The following is a 22235-nucleotide window of genomic DNA, read 5'->3' on the forward strand; positions in this document are numbered from 1 at the left end:
TTGCAACCATCCTGCCATCATTTGCGCGGCACGCTCGCGTATCCTGAAAGACAAGGAACAGGGCCGCCGACCCGGCTGGTTGAGCGGCGGACAGGAGACACCATGAGCGAGACCAGATTGACCAGCAGCTATGCACGGGGCGCCAGCGAGCCGCGCCTGCTCAACAAGACCATCGGCCAGCAGCTGAGCGAGACAGCAGCGCGCTTTGGCGCGCGCGATGCGCTCATCAGCCGCCACCAGGGCCTGCGCCTCACTTACCAGCAACTGCTGGAGCAATCGCAGCAACTGGCCAGCGCCTTGCTGCGCGCCGGCATTGCCAAGGGTGACCGGGTGGGGATCTGGTCGCACAACAATGTGGAATGGGTGCTGCTGCAGCTGGCCACCGCCCATGTCGGCATCATCCTCGTCAACATCAACCCGGCCTACCGCACCTCCGAGCTGGCCTATGCGCTCAACAAGGTGCAGTGCAAGGCGCTGTTTGTGATGGAGCGCTTCAAGACCAGCGATTACCTGGGTATGGTGCGCGCGCTGGCGCCTGAGCTGGAGACGCAAGCCAGCGCTGCGCTGCAGATTGAGGCCTTGCCCGATTTGCGCCTGGTGGTCTGGATCGATGTCGCAGGCCAGGGCCAGGAGCAGGCAGGCATGCAGCGCTTCTCGCGCTTTATCGCCAGCGGTGATGCGGCCGACCCGCAGGTCGCGCAGATAGGGGCCAGCTTGACGCCCTACGACCCGATCAATATCCAGTTCACCAGTGGCACCACAGGCTTTCCCAAGGGCGCCACCTTGACCCACCGCAATATCGTCAACAACGGCTATTTCATTGGCGAGGCGATGCGGCTCTCGGAAGAAGACCGGCTCTGCATTCCCGTGCCGCTCTACCACTGCTTTGGCATGGTGCTGGGCAATATGGCCTGCATGACGCATGGCGCGGCCATGGTCTACCCCAATGACGGCTTTGATGCGCTGACGGTGCTGGAGACGGTGCAGGCCGAGCGCTGCACCGGCCTGCATGGCGTGCCCACGATGTTCATTGCCGAGCTGGACCACCCACGTTTTGCCGAGTTCGACCTGTCGAGCCTGCGCACCGGCATCATGGCTGGCTCGCCCTGCCCGATCGAGGTGATGAAGCGCGTGGTCAGCCAGATGCATCTGTCCGAGATCACCATTGCCTACGGCATGACCGAGACCAGTCCGGTCAGCTGCCAAAGCTCGACCGACACGCCGCTGGACAAGCGCGTCTCCACCGTCGGCAAGGTGCATCCGCACCTGGAGGTCAAGATCGTCAGCCCCGAGACCGGCGAGACCGTGGCCCCCGGCCAATCGGGTGAGCTCTGCACGCGCGGTTATTCGGTCATGCATGGCTACTGGGGCGACGAGGCCAAGACGCGCGAGGCCATCGATGGCGATGGCTGGATGCACACCGGCGACCTGGCCACGATGGATGAAGAAGGCTATGTGAACATTGTCGGCCGCATCAAGGACATGGTGATCCGGGGCGGCGAGAACATCTACCCGCGCGAGATCGAGGAGTTTCTCTACACCCACCCGCAGGTGCAGGATGTGCAGGTGGTGGGCGTGCCCGACAGCCGCTTTGGCGAGGAGCTCTGTGCCTGGGTCATCGTCAAGGCCGGCCAAAGCCTGGATGCCGAGGCGCTGCGCAGCTACTGCAAGGGCCGGGTGGCCCATTACAAGGTGCCGCGCTACATCGAGTTTGTCGAGGCCTTCCCGATGACGGTGACCGGCAAGATCCAGAAGTTCAAGATCCGCGAGGCGATGATCGAATCGCTGAAGCTGGATGTGAGCAAGACGGCCTGAACCGCGCAGAGCGCCGCCATGCAGCACCCGCCTGAACGATCAATGCCCTTCCAGCTTGGCAGCTTGCTTGGCGGCGGCGCGGCGGGCCACTTCCAGGCGCTTGCGCAAGGTGATCTCGCTCAGGTCCAGCTCCTGGACCAGGCTGCGCAGCGATTCGTCGTTGATGCGGTTGTTGTGCCGCTCGGCGTAGATGGTGTGGCGCTCGACCTTGATGCAGTTGAGCCGCATCTCCAGCTCGGCCACATAGCGCAGGCGGCGCTCCTGCACCGCGTCGGGCGTGGCCAGGTCCTGCACCTCGGCGGTTTCGGGCGTGCGCTCCTCGTCCAGCAGGTCGATACGGTTGCGGTACTCGCGCGCAATCCGGCCTTCGATTTCATGCTGCTGGGCCTGCCATTCGGTGGGCTGCTGGGCGGCATCGTCGTCGCTCATCGCCAGGCTGTTGATCGCAGCGCGGCAGGCTGCAATGCGCGCCTGGCGCTCTTCGCGCACCGATTCGGGCTCGCTCACCGCCTGCACGCGGCGCAGCACCAGCGGCAGGCCGATGCTGCCGATCACCAGGGTGAACAAGATGGTGCCGGTGGCCAGAAAGATCAGCATGTCGCGTGCTGGAAACGGCTGGCCGTTGTTCAAGAGCAGCGGCACGGACAGCGCACCGGCCAAGGTGACCGCGCCTCGTATGCCCGCCAAGGTCGTGGCCAGGTTCAGCCACAGGTCGGGTTTTTTGACCAGCTTGCCGGCCTGGTGGGCCTTGTGCAGGCTGCGGCTGACGCCCAGCATCAGCCAGATCCAGCGCAGCGCCAAAAGTGCGATCGAGATGATGGCCACATAGCCCACCAGAATCCACCAGTCATGGCCGGCATCGCGCAAGGTTACGCCAATGATCGAGGGCAACTGCAGGCCCAGCAGCAGGAAGATCGCGCCGTTGAAGGCCGATTCCACCATCGCCCAGGTACCGGCGGTTTGCATGCGCTCGGAGATGTAGTCGGCGCGGTTCAGGTCGCCAAAATTCGTGGCCACGCCCGCGGCCACGGCGGCCAGAATGCCCGAGACACCAATCTTTTCGCCCAGCAGGTAGGCTGCAAAGGGCAGCAGCACCAAGAGCAGCACCATCTGCGTGGCGGCCACATCGCCCAGGCGGCGGGTGACGGTATCGCGCAGGTAGCTGAAACCCCAGCCCACCGCAGCGCCCACGCCCAGGCCACCCAGCGCAATCCACAGAAATTCCTGCGTGACCTGGGTCCAGGAGAACACACCGGTCAAGGTGGCGGCGATGGCAAATTTCAGCGCCACCAGGCCCGAGGCATCATTGAGCAGCGATTCGCCTTCGAGCACATGCATGGTGTGGGCCGGCATGCCCAGGTTGCGGGTGATGGCCGAGACGGCCACCGCATCGGTGGGCGATATCACGGCGGCCAGCGCAAAGGCCACGGTCAGCGGGATCTCCGGGATCATCCAGTGGATCAGGTAGCCCAGGCCAATCACGGTAAAAAGCACCAGGCCAAAGGCCAGCCGCAAAATAGGGCGGTACAGCGCAAAGAACTCGCGCTTGGGAATGCGCCAGCCGTCGGCAAACAGCAGCGGCGGAATGAACAGCAGCATGAACAGGCCGGGGTCGAAATCGATATGCAGGCCTTTTTGTGGCCAGGACAGCGCCGCGCCCAGCATGATCTGGATCAGCGGCAGCGGTATGGCCCGGATGTAGCGCGCAATGATGCCGGTGACGGCACCGATCATCAGGACGAGCAGGACGGTTTCGACGGTGTGCATGGTGCGGATTCGTTTGGCAGCAGACTATTTTTAAAGAAAACGCGTTTCTGAACGGAACGCTAGAACATTGAAGAGGACAAGCATGAGCAAACTCGCAACCCAGCTGAATGCCCGGTCGGCAGATTTTCAGACCAATGCGCAAGCCATGCGCAGCATTGTGGAGGACCTGCGCGCCCGGTCTGCCAAGGTGGCGCAAGGCGGTGGTGAAGCCGCCCGTGCCAAGCACCTGGGCCGGGGCAAGCTGCTGCCGCGTGACCGCGTGCAGATGCTGCTGGACCCGGGCACGCCCTTTTTGGAGCTGGCACCGCTGGCTGCGCTGAACATGTACAACAACGATGCACCCGGTGCGGGCCTGATCGCCGGCGTGGGCCGCGTCAGTGGGGTGGACTGCATGATCGTGTGCAATGATGCCACGGTCAAAGGCGGCACCTACTACCCGATGACGGTAAAAAAACATTTGCGCGCCCAGGAAGTGGCAGCGCAAAACCGACTGCCCTGCATTTACCTGGTTGATTCGGGCGGCGCCAACCTGCCCAACCAGGACGAGGTCTTCCCCGACCGCGAGCACTTTGGCCGCATCTTCTACAACCAGGCCAATATGTCGGCCCAGGGCATTGCGCAGATCGCCGTGGTCATGGGTTCCTGCACCGCTGGCGGCGCCTATGTGCCGGCGATGAGCGACGAGTCCATCATCGTGAAGAACCAGGGCACGATCTTTTTGGGTGGCCCACCGCTGGTGAAGGCTGCGACCGGCGAGGTGGTGAGTGCCGAAGACCTGGGTGGCGGCGATGTGCACACGCGCCTGTCGGGCGTGGCCGACCACCTGGCCGACAACGACACCCATGCACTGGCGCTGGCCCGCAAGGCCGTGAGCCACCTGAACAAGGCCAAACAGCCCAACTTGGCCGACAAGGCGCCGCAGGCACCGGCCTACCCGGCCGATGAGCTGTATGGCGTGATCCCGGTCGATACGCGCAAGCCTTTTGATGTGCGCGAAATCATCGCCCGCATTGTCGATGGCAGCGATTTTGACGAGTTCAAGGCCCGTTTTGGCGCCACCCTGGTCTGCGGCTTTGCCCGCGTCGAGGGCATGGAGGTGGGCATCATCGCCAACAACGGCATTTTGTTCAGCGAGTCGGCCGTCAAGGGTGCGCACTTCATCGAGCTGTGCTGCCAGCGCAAGATTCCGCTGGTCTTTTTGCAGAACATCACCGGCTTCATGGTCGGCCGCAAGTACGAGAACGAGGGCATTGCCCGCCACGGCGCCAAGCTGGTGACGGCGGTGGCCACGGCCAGCGTGCCCAAGTTCACCATCATCATCGGCGGCAGCTTTGGCGCCGGCAACTACGGCATGTGTGGCCGCGCCTACAGCCCCCGCTTTTTGTGGATGTGGCCGAACGCACGCATCAGCGTGATGGGCGGCGAGCAGGCGGCCAGCGTGCTGGCCACGGTCAAGCGCGATGGCATCGAAGGCCGGGGCGGCGCCTGGACGGCGGAAGAGGAGGAGGCCTTCAAGGCGCCCATCCGCCAGCAGTACGAGGACCAGGGCCACCCTTACTACGCCTCGGCACGGCTGTGGGATGACGGCGTCATCGACCCGGCCGATACCCGCCGCGTGCTGGCGCTGGGCCTGGCGGCCACGCGCAATGCACCGATCGAAGATACCCGATTCGGCGTCTTCCGCATGTAAGGCTCTGAGACAGAGAGGACACCATGAAAAGTACATTTCTGACCGTCGAAGCCGCTGGACCGGTGGCCACCATCACCCTGACCCAGCCCGATGTGCGCAATGCCTTCAGCGATGAGGTGATTGCCGACATCACCCGCGCCTTCAGCTGGGTGGGTGCGCAGGCCCAGGTCCGCGCCGTGGTGCTGGCCGCCGAAGGCCCGGCCTTCTGCGCTGGCGCCAACCTGAACTGGATGCGCGCGATGGCCGATTACACCCGCGAGGAAAACCTGGTCGACGCGGGCAAGCTCGCCGAGATGCTGCGCGTCATTTACACCTGCCCCAAGCCGACGATTGCGCGGGTGCAGGGCGATGTCTACGCCGGTGGCATGGGCCTGGTGGCCTGCTGCGACATGGCGGTGGCGGCCAGCCACGCCGGTTTTTGCCTCAGCGAGGTGAAGATCGGCCTGATCCCGGCCACGATCAGCCCCTATGTGATCCGCGCGATGGGCCCGCGTGCGGCGCACCGCTACTTTCTGACCGGTGAGCGCTTTGACGCCGCCGAAGCGCTACGCACCGGCTTTGTGCACCAGGTGGTGGAGGCTGAGGCGCTGGACAGCGCCGTGGACGGCCTGCTCAAGCACCTGCTGAGCGCCAGCCCGGCAGCGGTACAGGCCTGCAAAAAGCTGGTGCTCGATGTGGCCGGCCGTGAGGTGGACGAAGCGCTGATCGCCGAGACCGTGGCCGGCATCGCCGATATCCGCGCCAGCGCCGAAGGCAAGGAAGGCGTGCAGGCCTTCTTGAACAAACGCAAACCCAGCTGGCTGGGAGGCTGATGCAGCCCTAAAGCGGCCTTGGATGGCAGACAGCAAGCGGGCATTGGCGCTATAAACAGCGCGTTTGCTGACTGGCACTGAGGAGCACCACCATGGATATCTGGAACACCATCGTCAACTGGCTGCACGGCATGGGCCTGCATCTGGACAAGGACACCGCACACACGGTGGGGCAGGCGGCCGACCAGGTCGGCCAGGTGGCCGGCCAGATGGGCCAGGCCATGGCGCAGTGGGACTGGGGCCAGCTGATGGCGCTGGCAGCTGCGCTCGGTTGGGCCAGTGGCTTTCGGCTGTATGCGGTGGTGTTTGTGACGGGCATGCTGGGCGCCACCGGCGTGCTGCAGCTGCCCGGTGGGCTGACGGTGCTGCAGCAGCCGGTGATCCTGTTCATCAGTGGCGCGCTGCTGTTTGTTGAGTTCTTTGCCGACAAGATCCCCGGCGTGGATTCGGTCTGGGATGTGGTGCAAAGCGTGGTGCGGGTGCCAGCGGGTGCGGCCTTGGCGGCCAGCGTGTTTGGCACCGACAACGCGACGATGGCGACAGCTGCGGCCCTGATGGGCGGCACCTTGGCGCTGAGCAGCCAGGTGGCCAAGACCACGACGCGCGCGGCCATCAACACCAGCCCGGAGCCGTTCTCCAACTGGGGCGCGAGCCTGGTCGAAGACGGGGTCTCGATCGGCGCGGTGTGGCTGGCCATCCACCACCCGCTGGTGTTTGCGCTGGCGCTGGCCGTGGTGCTGGTGCTGATGTGGGTGATGACCTGGGTGTTGTGGAAGTTTTTGCGGGCCGTGGTGCGCCGGATTCGCCGGTGGCTGGGCCATGAAGAGCCGGTGGCCCTGGCCGCCACGGGCGCGGATCACCAACGATATTGACCGGGGGCTTGCGAAGGCGGGCTGGGGTCAGGGAAGAAGACTGAGGAGATTGTTCTATGTTCTCGAAAATTTTGATCGCCAACCGTGGTGAGATTGCCTGCCGCGTCGCCGCTACCGCCCGCCGCATGGGCGTCAAGACCGTGGCCGTCTACTCCGACGCGGACGCCCATGCCAAGCATGTGGCCGCCTGCGACGAGTCCGTGCATATCGGTGGAAGCGCCCCCAAGGACAGCTACCTGCGCTGGGAACGCATCATCGAGGCGGCCAAGGCCACCGGCGCGCAAGCCATCCACCCCGGCTACGGTTTCTTGAGCGAGAACGAAGACTTTGCCGTCGCCTGCGCCGCTGCGGGCCTGGTGTTCATCGGCCCGCCGGCCAATGCCATCCGCGCGATGGGCCTGAAGGCCGAATCTAAACAGCTGATGGAAAAGGCCGGCGTGCCGCTGGTGCCCGGCTACCACGGCGCGGGCCAGGACCCGGCCATGCTGCACGCGGAGGCCGACCGCATCGGTTACCCGGTGCTGATCAAGGCCAGCGCCGGCGGCGGTGGCAAGGGCATGCGCCTGGTGGAAAAGAGCGAAGACTTTGCTGCCGCGCTGGAGTCCTGTAAGCGCGAGGCCATCAACAGCTTCAGCAACGATGCGGTGCTGATCGAGAAATACGTGCTGCGCCCCCGCCATATCGAGATCCAGGTGTTTGGCGACACGCAAGGCAACTGCGTGTATCTCTTCGAGCGCGACTGCTCGGTGCAGCGCCGCCACCAGAAGGTGCTGGAAGAAGCCCCAGCGCCGGGCATGACCGCCGCGCTGCGCCAGCAGATGGGCGAGGCGGCGGTGGCCGCTGCCAAGGCCGTGGGCTATGTGGGCGCGGGCACGGTGGAATTCATCGTCGAGCAGCCCGGCGGCTACGACCAGCCCGAGGCGATGAAGTTCTACTTCATGGAGATGAACACGCGCCTGCAGGTGGAGCACCCGGTGACCGAGGCCATCACCGGCGAAGACCTGGTGCAGTGGCAACTGCTGGTGGCCAACGGCCAGCCGCTGCCCAAGCAGCAGGCCGAGCTCAAGATCAGCGGCCACGCGATCGAAGCGCGCATCTGCGCCGAGAACCCGGACAACAACTTCCTGCCCGCCACCGGCACCTTGCATGTCTACCGCAAGCCCGACTGCAGCAGTTTTGCAATCAGCGATGTGCGCATTGACGATGGCGTGCGCGAAGGCGATGCCATCAGCCCCTTCTACGACAGCATGATTGCCAAGCTCATCGTCCACGGCGCAGACCGTGCCCAGGCGCTGGCGCGGCTGGATGCGGCGCTGGCTGCGGTGCGCATTGTCGGCCTGCAGACCAATGTGCAGTTCCTGCGCCATATCCTGGCCACGCCCTCGTTTGGCCAGGCCAAGCTCGATACGGCGCTGATCCAGCGCGAAGAGGCACGGCTCTTCAAGCAGCGCGGCCTGGGCCTGGACACCGCTGCGGCCGCTGCCGTGGTGGCCGAGCTGCTGCAGGAGCGCGCAACCGAGAGCCACGACCCCTTCAGCCGCCGCGATGGCTGGCAATCGCATGGCGTGACCGAGCGCCGCTTTGACTTTGAGTTTGGCGGCGATAAGCTGCAGGCCGCGCTGCGCTATGAGGCCTCTGGCCTGGTGCTGACGGTGGGCGATGCCACGGGCCCGCTGCAGTTCAGCCCCAACGGCGAGCTCGTGGAGCTGCAGTTCAACGGCCAGCGTGACCGGGTGCAGACCTGGCAGCAGGGCGAGGTGGTGCATGTGTTCGCCCCGCGCGGCGCGGCCGAGATCACCGCCATTGATGCGCTGGCCCATGCCGGTGACGCTGGCAGCGAAGGCGGGCGCCTGACGGCCCCGATGCCGGGCAAGGTGGTGTCGTTTGCGGTCAAGGCCGGTGACAAGGTCAGCAAGGGCCAGCCGTTGGCGGTGATGGAGGCGATGAAGATGGAGCACACCATTGCCGCCCCGGCCGATGGCGAGGTGCTGGAGCTGCTGTTTACGCCCGGTGACCACGTCACCGAAGGCGCAGAACTGCTGAAGTTGCAGGTCGCTGCGTCCTAAAGGGTGCCGCTGCGCTGTCTGTGACGGCGCGGCACCCTTTTCTGTGCTGAAATGCCGGCCATGAAAATTCTCGTCTACACCGACAGCGACGACCTGCAGCACTGGCTGGATGCGATTCGCCTGCACCTCCCCCAGGCCGAGGCTCGTGGCTGGACGCCCGGCATGGTGCAGGCCGATTACGCGCTGGTCTGGAAGCCGCCGCAGCAGCTGTTCGACGAGCAAGGCGCCGGCCTCAAGGCGATCTTCAACATGGGCGCCGGCGTCGATGCGCTGTTTGCGCGCCAGCTGCCCGCCGGTGTGCCGGTGCTGCGTCTGGAAGACGCCGGCATGGCCGTGCAGATGGCCGAGTATGTCTGCCATGCGGTGATCGACCATTTCCGTGACCTGGCGCCGTACCGGGCCCAGCAAAGCGCGGGCGTCTGGGCACAGCAGCCCTTGCGTTTGCGCAGCGATTTTCCCGTCGGCGTGATGGGCCTGGGTGTGCTGGGCGAGCGCGTGGCCCAGGCGGTGGCGCAGTTTGATTTTCCGGTGCGCGGCTGGAGCCGCTCGCCCAAGCAGATCGCCGGTGTGCAGTGTTTTGCCGGCAGCGCGCAGCTGCCGGACTTTCTGCGTGCCACGCGTATCCTCGTCAACCTGCTGCCGCTAACGGCGCAGACCGAGAACATCATCAATGCCGGCCTGCTGGCGCAGCTGCAGCCGGGCGCCTATGTGATCAATGTGGCGCGCGGCGCGCACCTGGTCGACGCCGACCTGCTGGCCGCGCTGGACAGCGGCCAGGTGGCAGGCGCCACCTTGGATGTGTTTCGCACCGAGCCCCTTCCCGCCGAGCACCCGTTCTGGCAGCAGCCGCAGATCCGCATCACGCCGCACAGCTCCGCCCGCACCTTGCCCGAAGAGACCTTGCAGCAGATCCTGCACAAGCTGCGGGCCTTTGCTGCCGGAGAGAAGCCTGGCGGCATGGTCTATGCCGATCGCGGATACTGATTCCGCCCCCCGTTTTTAAGAAATACCCCAGGAGACGCCCCATGGCCCGCTACCCCCAACGTGTCCAATTGATTGATGTCGGCCCGCGCGATGGCCTGCAGAACGAGAAATCGCCGGTGCCGGCTGCCGTCAAGATCGAGCTCACCCACCGCCTGCAGGATGCGGGCCTGACCGAGATCGAGGTGACCAGCTTTGTCAGCCCCAAGTGGGTGCCGCAGATGGGCGACAACGCCGAGGTGATGGCGGGGCTGGCGCGCAAGGCCGGGGTGCGCTATTCGGTGCTGACCCCGAACATGAAGGGCTATGAAGCGGCCGTGGCCTCCCAGCCCGATGAGATCGTGGTGTTTGGCGCGGCCAGCGAAGCCTTCAGCCAGCGCAATATCAACTGCTCGATTGCCGAGAGCATCGAGCGCTTTGCGCCGGTGGTGGAAGCGGCCAAGGCCGCCGGCATTGCGGTGCGTGGCGCGATGAGCTGCACCGTGGGCTGCCCGTATGAGGGCGAGATTGCGCCTTCGCGCGTGGCCTACCTCGCCGAGCTGATGAAGGGCATTGGCGTCGAGCGCGTCGATGTCGCCGACACCATCGGCGTGGGCACGCCGATCAAGGTGCAAAAGGCGCTGGAAGCGACCTTGCAGTATTTCAACCTGGACCAGGTGAGCGGGCATTTCCACGACACCTACGGCCAGGCGCTGCCCAATACGCTCGCGTCGCTGGAGCTGGGTATCTGGAACTTCCAGTCATCCATCGCCGGTCTGGGCGGCTGCCCCTATGCCAAGGGCGCGACCGGCAATGTCGCCACCGAAGACCTGGTCTACATGCTGCATGGCATGGGCATCGAGACCGGCATTGACCTGGACAAGCTGGTCGATGCGGGCGTCTACATCAGCGACTTTTTGCAGCGCAAGCCCAATTCGCGCGTGGCCGTAGCGCTGATGAACAAGCGCGCGGGTTGATCGCCCAGCGCGGGCTCGCGAATGCCCGCTGCGCTGCAGCGGAGCCTGCTAAACGGCACAATCGTCGCTTAACAAGGAGTTGAACCATGTGTGGAGCGGAGTTGCTGAGCCTGCCCGAAGGGGTGCAGCGGGTAGCCAGGGTGCTGCAGGACAAGGGCCATCCGCATGGGCCGCAGATGCTGGAAGTCTCGGCGCGCACGGCCCAGGAGGCGGCCGATGCGCTGGGTATTGCGCTGGGCCAGATTGCCAAGAGCATTATTTTCCGCCGCAAGAGCGATGACGCCTGCGTGCTGGTCATCACCTCGGGCGACTGCCGCGTGGACGAGGCCAAGGTGGCGGCGCTGGTCGGCCCGGTGGGCCGCGCGGATGCGGAGTTTGTCAAGGGCCGTACCGGCTTTGCAATTGGCGGTGTATCGCCCGTCGGCCATGTGAGCCAGCCCGTTACGCTGATTGACCGCGAGCTGTTCCGTTTTGAACAGATCTGGGCAGCGGCCGGCCACCCCAATGGCGTGTTTGCGCTGGCCCCGGCCGATCTGGAAGCGCTGACCGGCGCGCCGGTGGCCGATGTGGTCAAGGAGGCGGCATGACGGAACAAATGGATAAGCCGGTGGAGCTGCCTGTGGCCTCGCCCGCGCCGCTGGCAGCCCGCACCAAGCAGGTGCGGGTGACTGGCGCCTTTGCCGCCGATTACAACGATGTCGTGCCATCGCCCTGCGTGTCGCTGTGCAAGATGAATGCGGACCGCAGCCACTGCATCGGCTGCTACCGCTCGATCGATGAGATCCGTGCCTGGTCCAAGGCTGACACCGCAGAGCGCCAGCAGATCTGGCTGCAGGCGCTGGGCCGTGCGGGCCTGGGCAGCAATGGCCGGCCACTGGTGCCGACGCCCTAACAGGAGCCGGGTATGAAAAGCATCGATTTCTACCTGGACTTTGTCTCTCCCTACGCCTGGCTGGCTTTCCATGCGCTGCCGCAGGCGTTGCAGGGCCATAGCGTGCATGTGCGCTACCGGCCCGTCTTGCTGGGGGCGCTGCTGCAGCAGCATGCCAACCCGGGGCCAGCCGGCATTGCCGGCAAGCGCGAATGGACCTACCGCCATGCCAGCTGGCTGGGCCACAGCCTGGGCTGTGGGCTGCAGATGCCCGCCCAGCACCCCTTCAACCCCTTGCCCTTGCTGCGCCTGGCCTTGCGCACGGGCCAGGGCGGCTGCATCAACCGCTTCACGGCCGATGCCATCTTTCGCCATGTCTGGCTGGGTGGCGCCGATGCGCTCGATGCCCAGCGCCTGCCGGCCTTGGAGCAAGCCCTGGCTGAGCAGCTGCGCCATGGCGACGCGGCCGAGCAGGAGGCCAAGCGGGCCTTGCGCAGCAATACCGATGCGGCGGCCGCAGCCGGCGTGTTTGGCGTGCCCAGCATGGTGCTGGACGGCAAGCTGTTCTGGGGCCTGGATGGGCTGCCGATGCTGAGCGCCTACCTGAATGGCGACGCCTGGTTTGCCGATGGCCAATGGGATGCGGCAGCAGACCGCCCCTCCGGTTTGGCCAAGCGCTGATTTCCGGCTTCTGCGCTGCTGAAAATGCCCCTTCCAGCGGTTTTGCCCGCCCTGGGACTTTCCCTTGGTCGCTGCTGCAGTGCAGCGATATTCCGCATCGCAAAACGCTTTGTGCGGGTTGCGCTGGATTTTGTCAGCGAATTGTCAGCAGATTGCAAGCTTGTGTTGGAAAACCGTCAGACTTGGGTCAGCGCTTGCTTGAAGAATGCAGTGTCCGCCAAACAAAAGAGCGGCAACACTACAAGGAGACAACAGCATGGCAACCAGTGCAGCAGCACGGCCGATGACCAAGGAGGAGCGCAAGGTCATCTTCGCCTCGTCACTCGGCACCGTTTTTGAGTGGTACGACTTCTATCTCTACGGCTCGCTGGCGGCCATCATCGCCAAACAGTTCTTCTCCGGACTGGACCCAACCTCCGCCTTCATCTTTGCGCTGCTGGCCTTTGCTGCCGGCTTTATCGTGCGCCCCTTCGGCGCGCTGGTGTTTGGCCGGCTGGGCGACATGATCGGGCGCAAGTACACGTTCCTGGTCACCATCTTGCTGATGGGCGCATCGACCTTCATCGTAGGTATCTTGCCCAACTACGCCAGCATTGGCGTGGCAGCGCCCATCATCCTGATCGTACTGCGCATGCTGCAAGGTCTGGCCTTGGGTGGTGAATACGGCGGTGCGGCCACCTATGTGGCCGAGCATGCGCCGCATGGCAAGCGCGGTGCCTACACCTCCTGGATCCAGACTACGGCGACCCTGGGCCTGTTCCTGTCGCTGCTGGTGATTCTGGGCACGCGTACCGCCATGGGCGAGCCTGCCTTCAATGACTGGGGCTGGCGCATTCCGTTCCTGGTGTCGATTCTGCTGTTGGGCGTGTCGGTGTGGATCCGCATGACCTTGTCCGAGTCGCCTGCGTTCCAGCGCATGAAGGCCGAAGGCAAAACCTCCAAGGCACCGCTGCGCGAATCGTTTGGCCAGTGGAAGAACCTGAAGATCGTGATCCTCGCGCTGATCGGCCTGACCGCTGGCCAGGCCGTGGTCTGGTACACCGGCCAGTTCTATGCGCTGTTCTTCCTGACCCAGCAGCTCAAGGTCGATGCCGTCAGTGCCAATCTGATGATTGCCGTGGCCCTGCTGATCGCCACCCCGTTCTTCGTGATCTTTGGTGCACTGTCCGACAAGATCGGCCGCAAGCCCATCATCATGGCCGGCTGCCTGCTGGCCGTGCTGACCTACTTCCCCGTGTTCAAGATGCTGACCGAAGCGGCCAACCCCGATCTGGCAGCGGCGCAAGCCAAGAACAAGGTCGTGGTCGTGGCCAACCCGGCCGAGTGCTCCTTCCAGTTTAACCCGACGGGCACCTCCAAGTTCACCAGCTCCTGCGACGTGGCCAAGCAACTGCTGGCGGCCAATTCGGTGAGCTATGAAACCGAGGCGGCGCCTGCCGGCACGACGGCCATCATCAAGATCGGCAACGACACCATCCCCAGCTACTCGGCTGCGGGCCTCAGTGGCGACGATCTGAAGGCCAAGGACGGTGCGTTCAAGAAGGCTGTCGCCGAGACCCTGGCCAAGGACGGCTACCCAGCCAAGGCCGACCCCGCCAAGACCAACAAGGTCTTGACTGTGGTGCTGCTGACCTACCTGGTGCTGCTGGTGACCATGGTGTACGGACCGATTGCCGCGATGCTGGTGGAAATGTTCCCGACCCGCATCCGCTACACCTCCATGTCGCTGCCCTATCACATCGGCAATGGGTGGTTCGGTGGTCTGCTGCCCACGACGGCCTTCGCGATCGTCGCGCAGACCGGCAACATGTACAACGGCTTGTGGTACCCCATCATCATCGCCGGTATCACCTTCGTGATCGGTACATTGTTCGTGCGTGAAACCAAGGATGTGGATATTTACGCGAACGACTGAACCGCATGACTGCGAGATGGCCCCGGGTATGCAGATGGCCTGATACCCCTGGCCTTCACCTCCCAACAGCACCTTCGGGTGCTGTTTTTTTCTGGGCGGTTTGGTATCTCATGGTTAATACCAGGGTGTGTCACATAAGTGTGGTAGCGATGCGTCACTCTCGCAAAAACTGCAAGATATTCAGCGCGTTTTCCGGAGTCTGCCGCCTAGAATTAACATTATGTGACGGGCTGAAACCTGCCCCGTGCGGACCCCAACAGCACCGTCCAACCATTTTTAATGACTACATCCCCGAGGACACTATGCGTTCACTGAATCGTTTGATGATTGCCACCTTGGCCGTTGCTGGCTCTACTGCTGCACTGGCTCAAAGCAGCGTGCAGGTTTATGGCCGTGTGAACACCTCGGTGGAACGCCAGAAGGTGGGCGATGTCTCCACCACCGGTTTGTTCAACAACGCATCGCGTATCGGTTTCCGTGGCACGGAAGACCTGGGTGGCGGCCTGAAGGCTGGCTTCGTGCTGGAATCGGGTTTCAACTCGGACGACGGCTCGGGCACCGGCTCCGCTGGTGGCCTGACCTTCCGCCGCCAAAGCGAAGTGAACCTGGCGGGCAACTTCGGTATGCTGCGTCTGGGTACCTTCACCGCTGAGTCCTACTATGCAGTGGCTGACTACGGCGTGCTGGACCAGCCTAACCACGACACTGGTTCGCTGTCGGACGCGCTGTACAGCTACGTGATGCGCGACTCCAACAAGATCGCCTACCGCACTCCCGTGTTCCTGGGCGGCCTGACCATTGAAGGCGCTGCCTCGTTCCACGAAAAGGCTGCTGGCACCAACGACAAGCACGGCTACGACCTGGCTGCCAACTGGGAAAGCGGTCCTCTGGCCCTGGGTGCAGGCTTCACCAAGGTCGGTGGCGACAAGCAACTGGGCCTGCGCGCGCACTACACCATCAACGCCTTCCAACTGGGCGCTTACTACCAACGCTCTGACGAAGAGCTGCGCGGCAAGCGCAATGCAGCGCGCGTGACCGGTATGTACACCATGGGCGCTTCCGAGTTTGTCGCTGGCTTCGGCTGGGCTGGCAAGTGGGACGACGTCAGCAACAGCGGCGCACGCCAGCTGATCCTGGGCTACAACTACAACCTGAGCAAGCGCTCCAAGCTGTACGCTGGCTACACCAAGGTCGACAACAAGGCCAACGCCAGCTACGCCACCGGCATCTCCGGCGCCGACTTCAGCACCTTCGCTGCGGGTATCCGCCACAACTTCTAAGCAAGCCTTGGGCGCCCGGCGCGCCCCTGCTTCCCAACCCGCCTTCGAGAGATGGCGGGTTTTTTTGTGCCGCCCAAGCCTGCGGCTCGGATACATCGCCATTTGCTAATATCTGTAAATATGTACAGTGTTTTGCAGGGCTTTGCCGCGAGCTGATTCAGCCGAGGAATGAACTCCCTAGAATGGTTGCTCACGATCATTTTGCCCCCACGCAGTCGTGTCGGCCTTCCGAGTTTGGGCATCCCTGGCACTGCGCATGGGGGCTTGCTTATCCGGCGGCTGGACTGCGCCAACGAATTACTGGATAGCTCATCGGTATGTCTCAGGAAATCATTCGCATCCGTGGTGCGCGTCAGCACAACCTCAAGAATCTGGATCTGGATATCCGCACGGGGGAGTTGACCGTGGTGACCGGGCCCAGCGGCTCGGGCAAGTCCAGCCTGGTGTTCGACACCTTGTATGCCGAGGGTCAGCGCCGCTATGTTGAAACTTTCAGCGCCTATGCGCGCCAGTTTCTGGACCGCATGGACAAGCCGGCCGTGGACAAGGTCGAAGGCGTGCCGCCCGCCATTGCGATTGACCAGACCAACCCGGTGCGCAGCTCGCGCTCCACGGTGGGCACGATGACCGAGCTCAACGACCACCTGAAGCTGCTGGTGGCACGCGCCGGCCATCTGTTTGACCAGCAGGCCGCCTTGCCGGTGCAGCATGACACGCCCGAGAGCATTTACGAGCAGTTGCTGCAGCGCAGCCAGGCCGATGACCCGCGCATCGTGATCACCTTTCCGGTCGAGCTGCCGGCCAACACCAGCGCTGAGCAGGTCGAGCAGTGGCTGTCGGCCAGCGGCTTTACCAAGGTGCAGGCCGAGCGCGAGGTCGATGTGGTGCGGCAGGCAGCGGCCGTGGACAGCAGCAAGAAAAAGCCCAAGGCCGGCAAGCAGGCCGCGGCCGAGGCGCCCCAGCGGGTCAAGCTGCTCGATGTGGTGGCGGATCGCTTTCGCCTCAGCAAGGCCGAGAAGGCGCGCGTGATCGAGGCCATCGAGGTGGCCCTGAAGCGCGGCAGCGGCCAGATGACGGTGTATGCCGTCGCCGAGGCCGATGCCGACGGCAACACCGCCGAGCCCGCGCTGTGGAAGTTCTCCGCTGGCCTGCACTGCCCGGAAAGCGGCCTGCGCTACCGCGAGCCGACGCCGTCGATGTTCTCGTTCAACTCGGCCGTGGGCGCCTGCGATGCCTGCCGGGGTTTTGGCCGGGTCATTGGCGTGGACTGGGGCCTGGTGATTCCCAACGAAAAGCTGACCTTGCGCACCGGCGTGATCAAGCCGATCCAGACGCCGGCCTGGAAGGAGATCCAGGACGATCTGATGCGCCATGCCGAGGCGCAGGGCATTCCCCGCGACACCGCCTGGGCCAAGCTGACCGAGGCGCAGAAGGACTGGGTCATCCATGGCGAAGAGGGCTACAAGGACGGTAACTGGAGCCGCCAGTGGTACGGCATCCGCCGCTATTTCGAGTACCTGGAAACCAAGTCCTACAAGATGCATATCCGCGTCTTGCTGTCCAAGTACCGCAGCTACACGCCGTGCCCGGTCTGTGGCGGTGCACGCCTCAAGACCGAGAGCCTGCTGTGGCGCGTGGGATCGAAGGCCGATGCCGATGCGGCCTTGCCGCCGGCCCAGCGCTTCATGCCGCGCGGTGTGGCCTGGAGCCGCGAGCAGCTGGAGGCCTTGCCCGGCCTGAGCCTGCACGACCTGATGCTGCTGCCCATCGTGCGGCTGCGCCAGTTCTTTGCCAGCATGGATATCCGCCGCAGCAACGATGGCGACGCGCAGGCGCTGCGCCTGCTGCATGAGGAAATCAGCAACCGCCTGCTCTACCTCTGCGATGTCGGCATTGGCTACCTGACCCTGGACCGCCAGAGCCGCACGCTGAGTGGCGGCGAGGTGCAGCGCATCAACCTGACCACGGCCCTGGGCACCTCGCTGGTCAACACCTTGTTCGTGCTGGACGAGCCCTCGATCGGCCTGCACCCGCGCGATATGGAGCGCATCACCGTCGCGATGAAGCGGCTGCGTGATGCCGGCAACACCCTGGTGGTGGTGGAACACGACCCGGCGGTGATGTTTGCCGCCGACCGCATGATCGACATGGGCCCAGGCCCGGGCGAGAAGGGCGGCCAGATCGTGTTTGACGGCACCCCGGCCGAGCTGCGCCATGCCGACACGCTGACTGGTGCCTACCTGGGCGGCCGCAAGCAGGTGGGCATGGGCGCCAAGCGCATGGTGACCGAGAGCACGCCGCGCCTGATTCTGGAAGGCGCGACCGAGCACAACCTGCAGAACGTGTCGGTGGATTTTCCGCTCCAGCGCCTGGTGGTGGTCACCGGCGTGTCGGGTTCGGGCAAGTCCACACTGATTCAGGACGTGCTGGCCCCTGCCTTGATGCGCCATTTTGGCAAGCCCACCGAGCTGGCTGGCGCGCACCAGCGCCTGCTGGGCGCTGACCACCTGTCCGATATCGTCTTTGTTGACCAGTCACCGATTGGCAAGACCGCGCGCTCCAACCCGGTCAGCTATGTGGGCGCCTGGGATGCGGTGCGCGAGCTGTTTGCGACCGCGCCGCTGTCCTTGCAGCGCGGCTATACCGCCGGCAAGTTCAGCTTCAACAGCGGTGATGGCCGCTGCCCGACCTGTGGCGGCTCGGGCTTTGAGCATGTGGAGATGCAGTTCCTCTCCGACGTCTACCTGCGCTGCCCAGATTGCGACGGCAAGCGCTACCGCGCCGAGATTCTGGAGGTACGCATCGAGCGCGATGGCCGCTTGATGAACGTGGCCGATGTGCTGGAACTGACTGTCAGCGAGGCGGCCGCGCTGTTCGCCAAGGACCGCGAGGTGATCCGCGCGCTGCAGCCCATCGTCGATGTGGGGCTGGAATATGTGAAGCTGGGCCAGCCGGTGCCGACCTTGTCGGGTGGCGAGGCCCAGCGCCTCAAGCTCGCCGGCTTTCTGGCCGAGGCCGCCAAGAGCGCCTCCAAATCCAAGCAAACGCTGGCGCGTAAGGGCACCTTGTTCCTGTTTGACGAGCCCACCACCGGCCTGCATTTTGAAGACATTGCCAAGCTGATGCGCGCACTGCGCAAGCTGCTCGAAGCCGGCCATTCGCTGATCGTCATCGAGCACAACCTCGATGTGATCCGTGCCAGCGACTGGCTGATCGACCTGGGCCCCGATGCTGGCGAAGACGGCGGCAAGGTGGTGGAAGAGGGCACGCCCGAGGAGGTGCGCAAGTCCGGCCGCTCCTACACCGCGCAGGCGCTGCGCGACTACGAGCTGGCCATGCTGGGTGAGCGCGGCGATGGCCAGCCCCACGAAGTGCGCGAGCAGCGGCCGGCCTATGCGCTGGCGCCTGCAGCGCAAGCTGCGGCGCTGCCCGGGCCGGGCAACAGCATTCAGATCATCAATGCCAAGGAGCACAACCTGAAGAACCTGAGCGTGGACATTCCGCGTGGCAAGTTCAACGTCGTCACCGGCGTGTCGGGCTCGGGAAAATCGACCCTGGCGTTTGACATCCTGTTCAACGAAGGCCAGCGCCGCTACCTCGAATCGCTCAACGCCTATGCGCGTTCCATCGTGCAACCGGCGGGCCGCCCCGAGGTCGATGCGGTCTACGGCATCCCGCCGACGGTGGCGATCGAGCAGCGCCTCTCGCGCGGCGGGCGCAAATCCACGGTGGGCACCACGACCGAGGTCTGGCATTTTCTGCGCCTGCTCTACGTGAAGCTGGGCGTGCAGCATTGCACCAAGGATGGCGCAGCGGTCCAGCCGCAAACCCCCGAGAGCATTGCCGCGCAGCTGATGACGCAGTACCGCGGCCAGCTCATTGGCCTGATGGCCCCGCTGGTGGTCGCGCGCAAGGGCGTCTACACCGAGCTGGCGGACTGGGCGCGGCCGCGTGGCTACACCCATCTGCGCGTCGATGGCCAGTTCCTGCCGACCACCGGCTTTCCGCGCCTGGACCGCTTCAAGGAGCACACGGTCGAGCTGCCGGTGGCCAGCATCGAGATCAGGCCCGAGAACGAGGCCCTGCTGCGCGACAAGCTCGCCACGGCGCTGGAGCTGGGCAAGGGCGTGCTGCATGTGCTCTCGGCCATCGGCACCCTGGAAGCGGCGATGCAGACGGGCAGCGACACATCCGCCATTGGCCAGCTGCAGGTGTTCTCCACCAAGCGCGCCTGCCCGGTCTGCGCCACCAGCTATGCCGAGCTGGACCCGCGTTTGTTCTCCTACAACAGCAAGCATGGCTGGTGCCCCGACTGCGTGGGCACCGGCGTCAAGCTGACTAAGGACCAGCGCAAGGTCTATGACGATTCGGTGATGAGCCAGGACAACCGGGGCCGCGAGCAGAGCTTTGAAGAGCCCGAGGCCGAGGATGTGGGCGAAACCACCTGCCCGACCTGCCAGGGCACGCGCCTCAATGCCACCGCCCGTGCGGTGCTGTTCCACGGCCAGTCGATCTCGTCGATCGCCCGCCTGTCGGTCACCGATGTGCGGCTCTGGATCGAGGGCCTGGTGCTGTCGGGCCGCGAAAGCGATATCGCCCGCGACCTGGTGCCCGAGATCCACAGCCGCCTGGCCTTTCTGGAAGAGGTGGGCCTGGGCTATCTGACGCTGGACCGGGGCGCGCCCACCTTGTCGGGCGGCGAGGCGCAGCGCATTCGCCTGGCCGCGCAGCTGGGCAGCAATCTGCAAGGCGTCTGCTATGTGCTCGACGAGCCCACGATTGGCCTGCATGCGCGCGACAACCATATCCTGCTCAACGCGCTGCACAAGCTGGGCGCCAAGGGCAATACGCTGGTGGTGGTTGAGCATGACGAGGACACGATCCGCCGCGCCGACCATGTGATCGACATCGGCCCTAGCGCCGGCAAGCGCGGCGGCCGCCTGGTGGCCCAAGGCACGACGCAGGATGTGATGGATGCGGCCGACTCGCAGACCGGCCGCTACCTGCTGCATGCGATGCGCCACCCCTTCCAGCCGCGCCGCCTGGTGCATGGCGTGGCCGATGCGGTGTTGTCATCGCCCGCAGACGACGCAGCGCCCGTCGCCAAAAAGCGCACCAAGAAGCAGATCGCCGCCGACGCCGCTGCCGCGCTGGCCGCCGACAGCGCCCAGGCCAATGCCGCGCTGGCCGCGCCGGCCCGCGCCGATGCGATGGCGCCGCTGCACTGGCTGTCCGTGCTGGGCGCCCACCTGCACAACCTGCAGAACGTGGATGTGCGCGTACCGCTCAAGCGCCTGGTGGCCGTGACGGGGGTGTCGGGCTCGGGCAAATCCACGCTGGCGCGCGATGTGCTTCTCACCAATGTGGCCGCCTGGGTCGGCCAGCGCGCCACCAAGGCGGGGCGCGATGACATGGATGCCGGCAAGGCGCCGGCGCTCTTGGGCTGCAAGGGCCTGCAGGGCTTTGAGCGCATCGACCGGGTGCTGGAAGTGGACCAGACGCCGATTGGCAAGACGCCGCGCTCCTGCCCTGCGACCTATATCGGTTTTTGGGACACGATCCGCAAGCTGTTTGCTGAGACGCTGGAGGCCAAGGCGCGCGGCTATGCGGCCGGGCGTTTCTCCTTCAACACCGGCGAAGGCCGCTGCCCGGCCTGCGAGGGCCAGGGCATGCGCACCATCGAGATGAGCTTTCTGCCCGATGTGAAGGTGCCTTGCGAGGTCTGCCATGGCGCCCGCTTCAGCCCCGAAACGCTGGCGGTCACCTGGCGCGGCAAGAGCATTGGCGAAGTGCTGCAGATGGAGGTCGACGAGGCGGTGCTGTTCTTTGCCAGCATGCCCAGCATCGCCCATCCGCTGCAGCTGCTGCAGGATGTGGGCCTGGGTTATCTGACCCTGGGTCAGCCGTCGCCCACCTTGTCGGGTGGCGAGGCGCAGCGCATCAAGCTGGTGACCGAGCTGACCAAGGTGCGCGATGACATCACGCGCCGGGGCAACAAGGCGCCCCACACCTTGTATGTGCTCGATGAGCCCACCGTGGGCCTGCACATGGCCGATGTTGACAAGCTGATCCATGTGCTGCACCGCCTGGTCGATGCCGGCCACAGTGTGGTGGTCATCGAGCATGACCTGGATGTGATTGCCGAGGCCGACTGGGTGATCGACCTGGGGCCCGAGGGCGGCAATGCCGGTGGCCGCATTGTTGCTACTGGTACGCCCGAGGACCTGGTCCACGCGGGCACGCATACCGGCAAGGCGCTGGCGCCGGTGCTGGCGCGCTGACTGCGGCGTGGCGGCAGGGCGTTTGCTGACAGCGCGCCCTGCCGGGCCTGGGCACAATCGCAACATCACCTGCAAGGAGCCCTTGATGCATATTGACCCCCGGCACCCGGAAGCCCCGCCTGTCAAAGACCCCGCCCCGGTACAACCACCACCAGTGCCCACGCCCGGCATTCCATCGCCTATCCAGGAGTAGAGATCAAGGGGCGCTGGATACCGCTGCCCAGCGGCGTATGATCGCGGTTTTCTGA

14 protein-coding genes are annotated in these 22235 nt (G+C 64.9%); 13 read left to right on the plus strand and 1 reads right to left on the minus strand.

The genetic code is table 11. The features are described 5' to 3' along the window. Nucleotides 1–102 precede the first annotated feature (102 nt). Nucleotides 103–1815 (plus strand): AMP-binding protein, encoded by a 1713-nt coding sequence (locus ACPEE1_RS04715; RefSeq protein WP_182343626.1) that lies wholly within the window; start codon nt 103–105, stop codon nt 1813–1815. Between the two features lie 39 nt (nt 1816–1854). Here the strand turns inward: ACPEE1_RS04715 and ACPEE1_RS04720 are convergent, their stop codons facing one another. Beyond that, nucleotides 1855–3582 (minus strand): Na+/H+ antiporter, encoded by a 1728-nt coding sequence (locus ACPEE1_RS04720; protein ID WP_116926532.1) that lies wholly within the window; start codon nt 3580–3582, stop codon nt 1855–1857. An 82-nt stretch (nt 3583–3664) separates the two neighbouring features. On the opposite strand from ACPEE1_RS04720, the gene ACPEE1_RS04725 reads away from it, so the two are divergent. The 12 genes from ACPEE1_RS04725 to uvrA all read left to right on the plus strand — a co-directional run bounded on the left by ACPEE1_RS04725 (nt 3665) and on the right by uvrA (nt 21987). Further along, complete coding sequence (locus tag ACPEE1_RS04725; RefSeq protein ID WP_423935391.1) at nt 3665–5272, plus strand: carboxyl transferase domain-containing protein; 1608 nt, start codon at nt 3665–3667, stop codon at nt 5270–5272. A 23-nt stretch (nt 5273–5295) separates the two neighbouring features. After that, on the plus strand, nt 5296–6084 hold the full coding sequence (locus tag ACPEE1_RS04730) for an enoyl-CoA hydratase/isomerase family protein (RefSeq protein ID WP_116926530.1): 789 nt from the start codon (nt 5296–5298) through the stop codon (nt 6082–6084). A 92-nt stretch (nt 6085–6176) separates the two neighbouring features. Continuing rightward, on the plus strand, nt 6177–6956 hold the full coding sequence (locus ACPEE1_RS04735) for a DUF4126 domain-containing protein (protein WP_116926529.1): 780 nt from the start codon (nt 6177–6179) through the stop codon (nt 6954–6956). 56 nt (nt 6957–7012) lie between these two features. Beyond that, entirely contained in the window at nt 7013–9022 is a 2010-nt protein-coding gene (locus ACPEE1_RS04740; RefSeq protein WP_423935394.1) for a biotin carboxylase N-terminal domain-containing protein, read from the plus strand. A gap of 60 nt (nt 9023–9082) precedes the next feature. Next, entirely contained in the window at nt 9083–10006 is a 924-nt protein-coding gene (locus ACPEE1_RS04745; RefSeq protein ID WP_116926568.1) for a 2-hydroxyacid dehydrogenase, read from the plus strand. A 41-nt stretch (nt 10007–10047) separates the two neighbouring features. Then, the gene (locus tag ACPEE1_RS04750; RefSeq protein ID WP_182343616.1) at nt 10048–10959 is read left to right on the plus strand and encodes a hydroxymethylglutaryl-CoA lyase; all 912 of its coding nucleotides are present in this window, start codon (nt 10048–10050) and stop codon (nt 10957–10959) included. Between the two features lie 86 nt (nt 10960–11045). Further along, complete coding sequence (locus tag ACPEE1_RS04755) at nt 11046–11546, plus strand: YbaK/EbsC family protein (protein WP_116926526.1); 501 nt, start codon at nt 11046–11048, stop codon at nt 11544–11546. Then, nucleotides 11543–11851, plus strand: a complete 309-nt coding sequence (locus ACPEE1_RS04760) for a DUF1289 domain-containing protein (protein WP_232539448.1) — start codon at nt 11543–11545, stop codon at nt 11849–11851. The genes ACPEE1_RS04755 and ACPEE1_RS04760 overlap by 4 nt, the downstream gene beginning before the upstream one ends. Nucleotides 11852–11863: 12 nt before the next feature. After that, a complete protein-coding gene (locus tag ACPEE1_RS04765) occupies nt 11864–12511 on the plus strand; it encodes a DsbA family protein (RefSeq protein WP_116926524.1) in 648 nt (215 codons plus the stop codon). 256 nt (nt 12512–12767) lie between these two features. Beyond that, nucleotides 12768–14426, plus strand: a complete 1659-nt coding sequence (locus ACPEE1_RS04770; RefSeq protein ID WP_116926523.1) for an MFS transporter — start codon at nt 12768–12770, stop codon at nt 14424–14426. A gap of 302 nt (nt 14427–14728) precedes the next feature. After that, on the plus strand, nt 14729–15706 hold the full coding sequence (locus ACPEE1_RS04775) for a porin (RefSeq protein ID WP_116926522.1): 978 nt from the start codon (nt 14729–14731) through the stop codon (nt 15704–15706). A gap of 317 nt (nt 15707–16023) precedes the next feature. After that, complete coding sequence (gene uvrA, locus ACPEE1_RS04780) at nt 16024–21987, plus strand: excinuclease ABC subunit UvrA (protein WP_423935398.1); 5964 nt, start codon at nt 16024–16026, stop codon at nt 21985–21987. Nucleotides 21988–22235 lie beyond the last annotated feature (248 nt).

It is taken from the genome of Comamonas sp. 23 (assembly GCF_049601575.1).
Lineage (GTDB): Bacteria > Pseudomonadota > Gammaproteobacteria > Burkholderiales > Burkholderiaceae_C > Comamonas > Comamonas squillarum.

Excerpts from the sequence above, each read along its gene's own strand:
- ACPEE1_RS04715 (WP_182343626.1), top strand. The coding sequence starts at position 103 with ATGAGCGAGACCAGATTGACCAGCAGCTATGCACGGGGCGCCAGCGAG.
- ACPEE1_RS04720 (WP_116926532.1), bottom strand. The coding sequence starts at position 3,582 with ATGCACACCGTCGAAACCGTCCTGCTCGTCCTGATGATCGGTGCCGTC.
- ACPEE1_RS04725 (WP_423935391.1), top strand. The coding sequence starts at position 3,665 with ATGAGCAAACTCGCAACCCAGCTGAATGCCCGGTCGGCAGATTTTCAG.
- ACPEE1_RS04730 (WP_116926530.1), top strand. The coding sequence starts at position 5,296 with ATGAAAAGTACATTTCTGACCGTCGAAGCCGCTGGACCGGTGGCCACC.
- ACPEE1_RS04735 (WP_116926529.1), top strand. The coding sequence starts at position 6,177 with ATGGATATCTGGAACACCATCGTCAACTGGCTGCACGGCATGGGCCTG.
- ACPEE1_RS04740 (WP_423935394.1), top strand. The coding sequence starts at position 7,013 with ATGTTCTCGAAAATTTTGATCGCCAACCGTGGTGAGATTGCCTGCCGC.
- ACPEE1_RS04745 (WP_116926568.1), top strand. The coding sequence starts at position 9,083 with ATGAAAATTCTCGTCTACACCGACAGCGACGACCTGCAGCACTGGCTG.
- ACPEE1_RS04750 (WP_182343616.1), top strand. The coding sequence starts at position 10,048 with ATGGCCCGCTACCCCCAACGTGTCCAATTGATTGATGTCGGCCCGCGC.
- ACPEE1_RS04755 (WP_116926526.1), top strand. The coding sequence starts at position 11,046 with ATGTGTGGAGCGGAGTTGCTGAGCCTGCCCGAAGGGGTGCAGCGGGTA.
- ACPEE1_RS04760 (WP_232539448.1), top strand. The coding sequence starts at position 11,543 with ATGACGGAACAAATGGATAAGCCGGTGGAGCTGCCTGTGGCCTCGCCC.
- ACPEE1_RS04765 (WP_116926524.1), top strand. The coding sequence starts at position 11,864 with ATGAAAAGCATCGATTTCTACCTGGACTTTGTCTCTCCCTACGCCTGG.
- ACPEE1_RS04770 (WP_116926523.1), top strand. The coding sequence starts at position 12,768 with ATGGCAACCAGTGCAGCAGCACGGCCGATGACCAAGGAGGAGCGCAAG.
- ACPEE1_RS04775 (WP_116926522.1), top strand. The coding sequence starts at position 14,729 with ATGCGTTCACTGAATCGTTTGATGATTGCCACCTTGGCCGTTGCTGGC.
- uvrA (WP_423935398.1), top strand. The coding sequence starts at position 16,024 with ATGTCTCAGGAAATCATTCGCATCCGTGGTGCGCGTCAGCACAACCTC.